This is a genomic window from Nonomuraea sp. NPDC050790, assembly GCF_044456745.1.
Lineage (GTDB): Bacteria > Actinomycetota > Actinomycetes > Streptosporangiales > Streptosporangiaceae > Nonomuraea.
Genome location: NZ_JBITGF010000005.1, coordinates 692324 through 704118 on the forward strand (window position 1 = coordinate 692324; position 11795 = coordinate 704118).

Genomic DNA, 11795 nt, shown 5'->3' on the forward strand with positions numbered 1-11795 from the left:
CCGGCTTCGAGGGGGCGTGCCCGGTGCGGGCGCGCCCCCTTTCGCGTGGTCACGTTTTCATTTCGGGGGGCTGGGGTTTGTATCCTTCAAAGCATGGCAACCGCAGAAGAGAAGCCGGGGCGTATCAAGCAGCTCCGCATGATCGCGCAGATCATCAAGCAGGCCAACCCCAAGGGGCTGCCGATCGTCTTCCTCTCGGCGGTCGCCACGCTGGCCGTGGCCGTCGTCATCGGCATCGTCATCGACCAGCTCATCTATTCGATCATCCTCGGCATCATGCTGGCCTTCACCGTCGGCCTGGTGGTCTTCGGCCAGCTCGCCCAGCGGGCGCAGTACTCGATCCTGCACGGGCAGACCGGCGCCGCCGCCGCGGTCCTCCAGGGCATGCGCGGCAACTGGCAGGTCACCCCCGCCATCGCGGTCAACCGCGACCAGGACCTGATCCACATGGTCGTCGGCTTCCCCGGCGTGGTGCTCGTCTCCGAGGGCCCCGGCAACCGGGTGGCCAGGATGCTCACCGCCGAGAAGAAGCGCATCTCCCGGGTGGCGCTCGGCATCGAGATCTACGACATCCAGTGCGGTGACGGCGAGGGCCAGATCCCGCTGGCCAAGCTGCAGCGCCACATCATGAAGCTGCCGCGCAACCTGAAGAAGCCCGCGGTCAACGAGGTCAAGGACCGGCTGCGCTCGCTGCCCAAGAACATGCCGCTGCCCAAGGGCCCGATGCCCAAGGGCGCGCGGGTCCCGCGCGGCCCCAAGATGCGCTAGTGCTGTCGCGGTCGTCGCGGGCCAACCGCTGGTGGTGGGACGGCAACGCCGACGACTACCAGGTGGAGCACGGCCTGTTCCTCGGTGACGCCCGGTTCGTGTGGTGCCCGGAGGGCCTCGACGAGGCCGACGCCCGGCTGCTGGGCGAGGTGCGCGGGCGCGAGATCCTGGAGATCGGGTGCGGCGCCGCGCAGTGCGCGCGGTGGCTGGCCGGGCAGGGCGCCCGGGTGGCCGCCTTCGACATCTCCCACCGGCAGCTACGCCATGCCCAGCGTCTCGACCTGGAGACCGGGGTGGCGGTCCCGGCCGTCCAGGCGGACGCCGAGGCGCTGCCGTTCCTCGACGCCCGCTTCGACCTGGCCTGCTCGGCGTTCGGGGCCCTGCCGTTCGTGGCCGATCCGCTGGCCGTCCTCCGTGAGGTGCGCCGGGTGCTGCGGCCCGGCGGGCGATTCGTCTTCTCGGTGAGCCATCCGATCCGGTGGGCCTTCCCCGACGATCCGGGGCCGCGGGGGCTGACCTCCGACCGGTCCTACTTCGACCGCACGCCGTACACCGAGACCGGGGAGCGCGGCGAGGTCACCTACGTCGAGCACCATCGCACGCTGGGCGACTGGATCGGGCTCATGGCCGCGGCGGGGCTGCGGATCGACGGCCTGGTCGAGCCCGAGTGGCCGGCCGGGCACGAGCGGGTGTGGGGCGGGTGGAGCCCGCTGCGCGGGCGCAACCTGCCCGGCACCGCGATCTTCAGCTGTAGCGCCTAGCCATGGCGTGGAAGGCGGCCTTGGGCTCCCAGCGGGTGTCGTCGAGCATCCTGACCACGCCGTAGGAGCCGAGGTCGTCCTCGCCCTGGCGCGAGTATCCGGCGAAGGTGAACCACAGCGCGGTGTCCACGCCCTCGCGCTCGAACACGTCCATGAGGTCCTCCAGGTAGCGGACCTGCTCCTGCTCATCGGGTACGGCGTCCGCGGGCGGCTGCCAGGCCATCCCGCCGAGCAGACCGGCGCCCTGGTAGGCGCAGGTGCCGAACTCGGTCACCACGACCGGCTTGCCGTGGCGGGCGTGGGCGCGGATCTCCTCGGGGAAGGTCTCCCTGTTGTACGCCGCGCGGTAGGCGTCCACGCCCACCAGGTCGAACGGCGTCCAGTCGACCGGCTCCCACGGGGCGCTGGCATAGGTGACCGGGCCGTCGAAGTGCTTGCGCACTGTCTGGACGGCTTCGGCCAGGAAAGCGTCGAGGCGCCGGATGATCGGGCCGAGGTTCTCCCACCAGGCGGTGTCGGCGTCGGCCATCACCTCCAGCCGTTCGGAGTAGGTGGCGCCCGGCATGAATCCCTGGCCGAAGGCGCTGGTCTCGCAGCCCGTCACCAGGATCGTCCGGCCGTCGAGCGCCTGGGCGCGGCGGGCGCACTCGGCGTACAGGTCGAGCATCTCGGAGGTGGACAGGTCCACGGGGAACGGGGCGAAGTACACCTCCAGCCCGGCCGCCGCGGCCTCCTCCGCCGCGACGGTGAGCCGAACGGGGTCCCCGCCCGACACGCGTACGGCGGCGCAGTGCAGGTCACCGGCGATGGCCCGCATGTCGTGCCTGACGGTCTCCCGGTCGAACACCGCCCGGGTGCCGGGCGCCGGCAGGAAGCCGGTGTCGTAGTTGATGCCCTTCTTCATGTCCCATGTCCTCTTTCCAGTAGGTCGAAGGCCCGATCCACGTCGGGCCGCAGCGACTCCCCCGCCTCGCGCAGGCTCATGCCGCCGGCCAGGCGGTCGAAGAACGCCTCCTGCAGCAGCAGGATCGTCGCGGTGATCTGGGCCGCCATCAGGTCGGCGGTGAGGTCGTCGGCGGGCAGGTGCCAGGTGTCCCGGCCGCTGAGCGCCATGGCCAGGGCGGCGCGCTGGCCGTACTGGATCTCCTGCATGGCGGCGGTCAGCGTGGGGCTGGCGATGATCACCTTCATCCTGGTCATGAGCTCGGGGATGTCCACCTCCGCCTCCAGGTGCTCGGCGAAGCGCAGGTAGTGCTCGCGCAGGGCACGCAGGGGGGTCTGGCCCCGGCCTCGGCAGTTGACGACGCCGGCGACGTCCTCCTCCACGCCGTCGAGGACCAGGGCCTCCTTGCTGGGGAAGTAGTTGAACAACGTCACCTTGGCCACGCCCGCGGCCTCGGCGACCTCGTTGACCGTGACGGACTCGAAGCCCCGCTCGGCGAACAGGCGCAGGGCGGTGTCGCCGATGTGCTTACGCCGCTGCGCCTTCTTTTCCTTGCTCACCCCTACCATGGCTTGACGATAATGCTTACCGGGTTCAAAAGTAAACCCGGTACGCTTCTTTTCAACCCCGCCTTTAGGGCCCGGCGTGGTGGCGGGAGTGGGATGGAGAGGCATTGACAACGTTGTCTTTTCGGTTTCTTCTGGTGACAACGTTGTCAGGAGGGCTCCAAATGCGTAGGACCAAGCTGGCGGTCGTCGCGGCCGTCGCCGTGACGGTGTTCGCGGGTTTATCCGGGGTGGCGGCGGCCGATCCACCGCCGTCACCGCTGCCGTCGGACGCCCCGTCCGCGGCCCCCACCCATCCGGTTCCGATCGAGGAGCAGCCGGCGGCACGACAGCCCGCGGCCCGGAGCCGAACCGGCGCGGCGCCGCCGGGAGCGCTGTTCCACTCCTCCTTTGAGACGGGACAACCCCAGCCCGACTGGGTCAACACGCCCGAGGAGGGCAGGCCGAACGAGGGCGTGACGGGAAGCACCACAGGCGGGATTCCGGGCAACATCACCGATGAGATCGTCGAGGTGGCGGCCAGCGGCGAGTACGCCCAGGCGGGCGAGGTCAAGGAGAACCTGCTCGACGGGGACGTCAACACCAAGTGGCTCGTGTTCACCTCCACCGGCTGGGTCTCGGTCAGGCTGGCCAGGCCGATCAAGGTCGTCCGGTACGCGCTGGCCAGCGCCAACGACGCGGCCGAGCGGGATCCGCGCGACTGGGCGCTGGAGGGCTCCCACGACGGGCGGACCTGGACGGCCGTCGACACCCGGACGGGCGAGGTGTTCGCCGACCGGCTGACGACGCGGGAGTTCGACGTGGCGAACGCCGCGCCGTACGAGCACTATCGGTTGAACGTGACCCGCAACGGGTCCGGCGGGATCGTGCAACTCGCCGAGCTGCAATTGTCCGACGGGGACACGACGCCGAAGCCGCCCTCGCCGATGCGCAGCGTGGTCGGGCCGGGGCCGGGCAGCGGGTTCGCGGCGAAGCTGCGCGTCGGGTACACGGGCGTGGCGGCCTTCCGCTACTCGGGCAGCACCACGCGCGAGCAGGGCGGCCGGGCCACGAACAAGGTGTTCGAGACCGACGTCGGGGTGGCCGCCGACACCGAGCTGTCCTACAAGATCTTCCCCGAGTTCACGGGGGCGTCGATGGCCTATCCGAGCACCTACGGGGCCGTGGACCTGGCCTTCGACGACGGGACCTATCTCAGCGACCTCAAGGCGGCCGACCATCACGGCGCCGGATTCGGCCCGCGGGCCCAGGGGGCCTCCAAGACCCTGTACGCCGACCAGTGGAACCACAAGAAGGTCCGCGTCGGGGACGTGGCCAAGGGCAAGCGGATCAAGCGCATCCTCGTGGGCTTCGACGCGCCGGTGGGGCCGCTGTCGTTCCGCGGCTGGCTGGACGACGTGACGATCGCCCCGGCCGACGGCAACAGGCCGGACAGCGTGGCCGACTACGCGCTGACCACGCGCGGCACCCACTCGACCGGCGGCTTCTCGCGAGGCAACAACTTCCCGGCGACGGCGGTGCCGCACGGGTTCAACTTCTGGACGCCGATGACGGGGGCGGGGTCGAACTCGTGGCTGTATGAGTACCACCGCAACGGCAACGCCGACAACGTGCCGACCATCCAGGCGTTCGCCGCCTCGCACCAGCCGAGCCCGTGGATGGGCGACCGGCAGTCGTTCCAGGTGATGCCGTCGCTGCTGCCCAGGCCGAACGCGGACCGGGTGGCCAGGGCGACGCCGTTCTCGCACGAGAAGGAGACGGCGCGGCCGTACTACTACGGGGTGGATCTCCTGAACGGGATCCGCACGGAGATCGCGCCCGCCGACCACGCGGCGGTCTTCCGCTTCACCTTCCCCGGCGACGGCGGCAGCCTCATCTTCGACAACTACAACAACGACGGCGGGCTCACCGTCGGCGCCGACGGCGTGGTCACCGGCTTCACGGACGCGCGCAGCGGTCTGTCGGCGGGGGCGACGCGGATGTTCGTGTACGCCACGTTCGACCAGCCCGTCACCGCCGGAGGCAAGCTGACCGGCGCGGGGCGCGACAACGTCACCGGCTACACCGCCTTCGGCGCCAAGCAGGTGACCATGCGCATCGCCACCTCGTTCATCGGCGTCGAGCAGGCGCGGCTGAACCTGGCCGAGGTCGCCGACGGGTTCGAGCCGGTGAAGGCGCGGGCCAAGCGGGCGTGGGAGGAGAAGCTGCGCGTGATCGAGGTGGAGGGCGCCTCGCAGGACCAGCTCACGACGCTGTACTCCAACCTGTACCGGCTCTTCCTTTATCCGAACTCGGGCTTCGAGAACACGCCGCAGGGACCCCGGTACGCCAGCCCGGTCTCGCCCCCGGCCGGGCAGAACACGCCCACGCAGACCGGGGCGAAGGTCGTGGACGGCAAGATCTACGTCAACAACGGGTTCTGGGACACCTACCGCACCACCTGGCCCGCGTACGCGCTGCTGTCCCCGCAGGCGGGCGAACTGGTGGACGGCTTCGTCCAGCAGTACCGCGACGGCGGCTGGATCGCGCGCTGGTCCTCGCCCGGCTACGCCGACCTGATGGTGGGCACCAGCTCCGACGTGGCCTTCGCCGACGCCTACACCAAGGGCGTGCGCGGGTTCGACGTCAAGGCGGCCTACGCGGCGGCGCTGCGCAACGCGACCACGGTGCCGCCGAACGCCGCGGTGGGCCGTAAGGGCATGGCGACCTCGGTCTTCCGTGGCTACACGGCACTGAACGAGGTCGGCGAGGGCCTGTCGTGGGCGGTGGACGGCTACATCAACGACTTCGGCATCGCCGAGATGGCGAAGGAACTGGCCAAGTCCACCACCGGCCCTGAAAAGACGAAATATCTGGAAGAAGCGGAGTACTTCGGCAACAGGGCGCTCAACTACCTGAACATGTGGGACCCCGCCACCGGCTTCTTCCAGGGCCGCGACTCCACCGGCAAGTGGCGCCACACCAAGGACACCTACGACCCCCGCGTCTGGGGCTTCGACTACACCGAGACCAACGGCTGGAACATGGCCTTCCACGCCCCGCAGGACGGCGTCGGGCTCGCCGGCCTGTACGGCGGCCGCCCGGCCCTGGCCAAGAAGCTCGACGACTTCTTCGCCACCCCGGAGACCGCCACCTTCCCCGGCTCCTACAACGGCGTCATCCACGAGATGCGCGAGGCCAGGGACGTGCGCATGGGCCAGTACGGCCACAGCAACCAGCCCAGCCACCACATCCCCTACATGTACAACTACGCCGGGCAGCCGTGGAAGACGCAGGCGAAGGTCCGCGAGGCCCTGTCCCGCCTGTACCTCGGCAGCGAGATCGGCCAGGGCTACGCCGGTGACGAGGACAACGGCGAGATGTCGGCGTGGTACCTGTTCAGCGCGCTCGGCTTCTACCCGCTCCAGATCGGCAGCCCGCACTACACGGTCGGCTCGCCGCTGTTCACCAAGGCCACGGTCCACCTGCCCTCGGGCGAGGACCTGGTGATCAACGCACCGGCCAACAGCGCGAAGAACGTCTACGTCCAGGGGCTCAAGGTCAACGGCAGGGCGTGGACCTCGACCTCGCTGCCGCACGACGTGCTGGCCCGCGGCGCCGTACTGGACTTCGCGATGGGACCGGAGCCTTCCACGTGGGGAGAGCCGCTGAAGTCGATCACCCCGGACGGCGAGAAGCCGCGGCCGCTGCGCGACATCCCCGTCAGCGGCGGGCCCGCCGCGCTGTCCGACGACACCTCGGCCACGACCGCGCAGGTGCCGGAGCCGGTCACGCTGCGTGCCGGGACGCGGGAGAAGGTCACCTTCTACACGCTCACCTCGGCGCAGACCGGGCCGTCGTCCTGGACGCTGGAGGGCTCCCTGGACGGCGCCACCTGGACGGTCGCCGACCGGCGCGAGAACGAGGCGTTCACCTGGTCCCGCCAGACCCGCCCGTTCAAGATCGCCAACCCGGGCCGATACGCCCACTACCGCCTGACCACCACGGGAACCCTGGCCGAGCTGGAACTCCTGGCCCGGCCTGATCCCGCCTGCACCCAGACCGTCACCGGCACCAGGTCCGGCCCGCTCACCGTGAGCTCCGGGGTCACGTGCCTGGCCGCGGGGGCGAAGGTGACGGGGCCGGTGGTGGTCCGCAAGGGCGCGAGTCTGTACGCGCTGGACTCGGCCACGATCGGCGGCCCGCTCACCGCGGCGCACGCCGAGACCGTGGCGCTGCTCGGCACGTCGATCGGCGGCCCGCTCACCGCCACCGGGGTCGCGGCGCTGTCCCTGGAGGGGGTGAGCGTCGGCGGGCCCGCCACGCTGACCGGCAACGCGGGGCCGCTGATCGCCGCCTCGGCGGTACGCGGCCCGCTGACCTGCACGGGCAACCGGCCACCGCCGACCACCAACGGCCTGCCCAGCACCGTGGGCGGGCCGGTCACGGGCCAGTGCAGGACGCCCTGACGCCTTCAGGCCAGAAGGCTTCAGGCCAGAAGGCTTCAGGCCAGAAGGCTCCACGGCAGAAGGCTTCACGGCGGACGGCTTCAAGGCGGACGGCGCGGTCCGGCATCGGCGGTTGAAGCCCGGTGCGGGCGGGACGTCCCCGCCCGCACCACCTCACAGGGAGTTGCGGTAAGGCGGCATGAAGCGCAGCCGGGGCATCTGGTCGGCCAGCACGCCGCCGTCCACCACGAGCGTGGCCCCGGTGACGTATCGGGCCTGCTCGGAGACCAGGTAGCGGACCGCCCCTGCCACGTCCTGCGGCGTGCCGTACCCGCCGTGCAGGGGGATGCGTTCCTCCCAGGCGCGCTCGAAGGCGGCGCGGTCGAGGGGGAAGTCCTCGTCGATCGGGGTGGCGATCATGCCGGGGGCCACCGCGTTGACCGTGATGCCGTGCGGGCCCAGCTCGGCCGCGAGCGACTTGGTGATCAGCTCCAGGGCGCCCTTGGAGGCGTTGTAGTGGGCCAGCCCGGCCTCGGCGGTCAGGCCGTTCTTGGAGGAGACGTTGACGATCCGGCCGCGCACGCCGTCGGCGATCATGTGCTCGGCCACGCGCTGCGCCAGGAAGAAGGGCGCCTCGCTGTTGACCCGCATGACCCGGCGCCACTCCCCCACGGTGATCTCGTTGAAGTGGCGCAGGGCGGCGATGCCCGCGTTGTTGACCAGCACCCCGATCGGGCCGTGCGCGCGTCTGATCCGGTCCACGAGGCCCGGGATCGCCTCGGTCTCGGCCAGGTCGAAGGCGTGGAAGTGCTCGGTCGCGGGCTCGGTGCCCGGCAGGTCGACGGCCACCACGCGGTGGCCCGCATCGCTCAGCTCGGCGGCGATCGCCCGGCCCAGCCCGCGGGCGGCGCCGGTGACCACGGCCAGCCCGGCCGTCACGACAGGCCCAGCAGGTCGAGCGACGGGCGGTGGATGAGCCTCTCGATCTCCTCGCGGTCCAGCGGCGGCAGGCCGGGGATGCCGGGCACCGCGCCCACCGCGCGCAGGCCGTCAACGGAGGCGTTCACGGTGGTGAAGGGGTAGTCGCTGCCGAACAGCAGCTTGTCCCACACGCCGTAGTCCTGGACCAGCCGCAGGCTGTGCCAGAGCTGGAAGGGCCGGTAGTGCAGGGCGGAGACGTCGGCGTAGACGTGGCGGTGCTTGCGGATGACCGCGATGCACTCCCCCTCGTACGGGTGGCCGAGGTGGGCCAGGACCATCCGCAGCTCCGGATGGCGGATCGCGACCTCGTCCAGGTGGACGGGCAGCGCGTACCTCAGCGGTGCGGCCGAGACGAACGTGGTGCCGGTGTGCACGAGCAGCGGAAGTCCGTGGGTCTCCGCGTACGCGTAGAGGTCGTCAAGCTCGGGATCGGCGGGGTCGAACCCGGCGTACATCGGCATGAGCTTGATCCCGCGCAGCCCCAGGTCCTGGTGGCCGTGGACGAGCTCCTCGCGCCAGCCGGGCTGGGTGGGGTCGAGCGCGAGGTAGCCGATGAGGCGGCCGGGGTGGGCCGCGGCGTAGGCGGCCACCTCGGCGTCGTCCACCCACAGGCCGGAGCGGCGCGCCTTGCCGCCGACGACGATGGTCGTCGTGTCCTCGGGCGCGGCGGCGGTGTAGTCGGCCCAGCGCACGGTCAGGTCGACCGCTCCCCCGTGCGCCCTGGCGGACTCGGCGGCGAAGGGGTCGCCCAGGTCACCGGGGCAGGAGAACAGGTGCGAGTGGACGTCAACGATCACGCTTTTCCCAGCCCTCGGCGAACATGTTCCAGAAGCGGTGGGACGGCGGGTGCTCGGCGAAGACCTCGTCGACCAGCTCGATCCCGAGCCCCGGCCCCTCAGGAATGCCGATATATCCGGACTCGACGGGCAGGGCGCCGCGCACCGCGTCGAAGACGTGCGGGTCCACCATGCCGTCGAACGTCTCCAGGATCAGGAAGTTCGGCATCCCGAGCACCGCGTGCACGCTGGCCGTGGTGCAGACCGGCGAGTTGGAGTTGTGCGGCGCGACCAGCATCGCGTGCACGTCGGCCTGCGCCGCCAGCTTCCTGACCTCGGTGAACCCGCCGGCCATCGACAGGTCCGGCTGGATGACGTCCACCGCGCCGGTGGCGAACAGCCGGGCGTACTCGTAGCGGTTGTGGAAGTGCTCCCCGCCCGAGATCGGCATCGTGGCCCGCTGCCGCAGCTCGGCGTACCGCTCGATGTGGGTCCAGGGCAGGGGCTCCTCGAACCAGCCGAGGTCGAACGGCTCCAGCTCCCGCACCAATTGCTGCGCGGTGGGCATGGCGAAGCGCGCGTGCCCCTCCACGAACAGGTCCGCGTCCGGTACGGCCGCGCGCACGGCCGCCACGATCTCCACCGACAGCCGCAGCTCCTGCCTGGACAGGGTGCCCAGCCCGGCCCCGAACGGGTCGAACTTGAGCGCGGTGTAGCCGCGGGCGGCGACCTCGCGCGCCTTGGCGGCGAAGGTCTCGGGGTCGCGCTCGCCGGTGTACCAGCCGTTGGCGTAGACCCGGACGCGCTCGCGGCAGGCGCCGCCGGTCAGCCGGTAGGCGGGCACGCCGAGCGCCTTGCCCATGATGTCGTAGAGAGCCTGGTCGACGCCGGAGACCACGATCCCGCCCACGTCGCCGCCGCGCAGGAAGTCGCCCTGGTACATGCGCAGCCAGATCTCCTCCACGTCGAAGGGATCGGCGCCGATCAGGTGGCGTTCGGCCATCGACTCGGCCAGCGAGCAGGTCTCGCGGCCCCGGTAGGGGTGGGTGATCTCGCCGACGCCGGTCAGCCCCTCGTCGGTGTGGACGCGGACGTAGGAGAAGTCGCGCCACGCCGTGCCGAGGGAGAGGGTCTCCACGCGGCTGATGCGCCCGGCCGGCCCGGTGGGACGGTTCTTGTCGACGGTGAGCATCAGCGGGCCCCGCCCATCGTGCTGGCGCCGCTGAGGTCGAGGGCGGCGCCGGCGGCGAGCTGCGCACTGGCGGCCAGGGCCGCGGCCTCCAGCAGGTGGTCGACGTCGGCGTCGGTGTGGGCGTAGGAGACGTGGCTGCGCTTGAGGTTCAGCGGCAGCTCGAAGATGCCGTGCTCGAGCAGCCTGCGCCGGTAGCCGATGAACATGCTGGCATCATTGCGCAGCAGGTCGTCGTAGGTGCGGGCGGGTCCGTCCATGAAGTACGCGACGAAGACCGAGCCGTATCCGGTCACCAGGGCGTCGACGCCCAGCGCGGAGAAGACCTCCGACAGGCCGGTGCGGATGCGCTCGCCGAGCCGGAAGACGTGCTCGTGCACCGGCTCGGTGCGCAGCTTGCGCAGGGTCGCCAGCGCGGCGGCGACTACGGCCGGGTGCCCGTTGTAGGTGCCGGCGAAGAAGGCGGGCCCGCCCGGCCGGGAGCTGAACAGGTCCATGAGGTCGGCGCGGCCGCCGAGCGCGCCCACCGGGTAGCCGTTGGCGATGGCCTTGCCCATGGTGGTCAGGTCGGGCGTGATCCCGCTGATCGCCTGCCAGCCGCCGAGGTGGTGGCGGAAGCCGGTGATCACCTCGTCGAAGACCAGCACGCTGCCCGCGCGGGTGCACTCCTCGCGCAGCGTGCTCAGGAACTCCTGCTCGGGCAGCAGGCAGCCGACGTTGTGCGGCACCGGCTCGACGATGACCGCGGCGATGTCGGGGCCGTGCTCGGCGAAAGCCCGCCGTACCGCCTCGGGGGAGTTGAAGGGCAGCACGAGCGTCGCGTCGAGGACCTCGGGCAGGATGCCGGTGGAGATGGGGTCCTTGCCGCCCACGCGGTCGGGGGCGGAGATCACGTTGAGGCTGACCGCGTCGTGCCAGCCGTGGTAACAGCCCTGGAACTTGACCACGAGCCGCCGGCCGGTGGCCGCTCTGGCCACGCGCAGCGCGTGGAAGGTGGCCTCGCTGCCGGTGCTGGTCAGCAGTACTTGCTCGACGCTCGGGACGAGCTCGGTGAGCGCCTCGGCGAGCTCGACCTCGTCCTCGGTGACGCCGACCCCGCACAGGTCCACGGTACGGCCGGCCTCGGCGACCGCCGCCGAGACGTCGGGGTCGTTGTGGCCGAGCAGGGGCGGGCCGAAGGCCGCGTGGTAGTCGACGTACTCCCGGCCGTCCCGGTCGCGGAAGCGGGCGCCACTGGCCTTGGCGATGACGAGGTCGCCGAGTCCGGGGACGTTGCGCTGCCCGCTGTTGACGCCGCCGGGGATGACCCGGCGGGCGCGCTCGGAAAGGACACGCTGATTCAAGATCTCTCCTCGAAGCGCGCGCGTCGCGGCCCAGCCCGGCC

General features: G+C 71.1%; 9 protein-coding genes. 3 read left to right on the forward strand and 6 right to left on the reverse strand.

Annotated elements, in window-relative coordinates:
• Window positions 1-93 precede the first annotated feature (93 nt).
• Together ACIBEJ_RS28425 and ACIBEJ_RS28430 are read left to right on the forward strand one after the other, a co-directional pair.
• Window positions 94-768 (forward strand): DUF4191 domain-containing protein, encoded by a 675-nt coding sequence (locus ACIBEJ_RS28425; RefSeq protein ID WP_397185881.1) that lies wholly within the window; start codon window positions 94-96, stop codon window positions 766-768.
• Entirely contained in the window at window positions 768-1529 is a 762-nt protein-coding gene (locus tag ACIBEJ_RS28430) for a class I SAM-dependent methyltransferase (RefSeq protein WP_397185882.1), read from the forward strand. Before ACIBEJ_RS28425 ends, ACIBEJ_RS28430 begins: the two co-directional genes overlap by 1 nt.
• Here ACIBEJ_RS28430 and ACIBEJ_RS28435 read toward each other — a convergent pair.
• Window positions 1513-2433, reverse strand: coding sequence for a hypothetical protein (locus ACIBEJ_RS28435; protein WP_397185883.1), 921 nt, complete (start codon window positions 2431-2433; stop codon window positions 1513-1515). The genes ACIBEJ_RS28430 and ACIBEJ_RS28435 overlap by 17 nt on opposite strands.
• Window positions 2430-3041: a TetR family transcriptional regulator gene (locus ACIBEJ_RS28440; RefSeq protein WP_397185884.1), complete on the reverse strand. Its 612-nt coding sequence runs from the start codon at window positions 3039-3041 to the stop codon at window positions 2430-2432. The genes ACIBEJ_RS28435 and ACIBEJ_RS28440 overlap by 4 nt, the downstream gene beginning before the upstream one ends.
• A 161-nt stretch (window positions 3042-3202) precedes the next feature.
• Between ACIBEJ_RS28440 and ACIBEJ_RS28445 the strand changes: the two genes are divergently transcribed.
• Window positions 3203-7486 (forward strand): GH92 family glycosyl hydrolase, encoded by a 4284-nt coding sequence (locus tag ACIBEJ_RS28445; RefSeq protein WP_397185885.1) that lies wholly within the window; start codon window positions 3203-3205, stop codon window positions 7484-7486.
• A gap of 153 nt (window positions 7487-7639) precedes the next feature.
• On the opposite strand, the gene ACIBEJ_RS28450 is transcribed toward ACIBEJ_RS28445, so the two are convergent.
• Genes ACIBEJ_RS28450 through ACIBEJ_RS28465 form a run of 4 tightly spaced genes read right to left on the reverse strand, consistent with a single transcriptional unit; the run spans window position 7640 to window position 11754 of the window.
• Window positions 7640-8404 carry an SDR family NAD(P)-dependent oxidoreductase gene (locus ACIBEJ_RS28450; protein WP_397185886.1) on the reverse strand — a complete coding sequence of 255 codons (765 nt, stop codon included), beginning with the start codon at window positions 8402-8404 and terminating at the stop codon, window positions 7640-7642.
• A complete protein-coding gene (locus ACIBEJ_RS28455; RefSeq protein WP_397185887.1) occupies window positions 8401-9243 on the reverse strand; it encodes an amidohydrolase family protein in 843 nt (280 codons plus the stop codon). The genes ACIBEJ_RS28450 and ACIBEJ_RS28455 overlap by 4 nt, the downstream gene beginning before the upstream one ends.
• A complete protein-coding gene (locus ACIBEJ_RS28460) occupies window positions 9233-10414 on the reverse strand; it encodes a mandelate racemase/muconate lactonizing enzyme family protein (RefSeq protein WP_397185888.1) in 1182 nt (393 codons plus the stop codon). The genes ACIBEJ_RS28455 and ACIBEJ_RS28460 overlap by 11 nt, the downstream gene beginning before the upstream one ends.
• Window positions 10414-11754 carry an aspartate aminotransferase family protein gene (locus tag ACIBEJ_RS28465; protein WP_397185889.1) on the reverse strand — a complete coding sequence of 447 codons (1341 nt, stop codon included), beginning with the start codon at window positions 11752-11754 and terminating at the stop codon, window positions 10414-10416. The genes ACIBEJ_RS28460 and ACIBEJ_RS28465 overlap by 1 nt, the downstream gene beginning before the upstream one ends.
• Window positions 11755-11795: the final 41 nt, after the last annotated feature.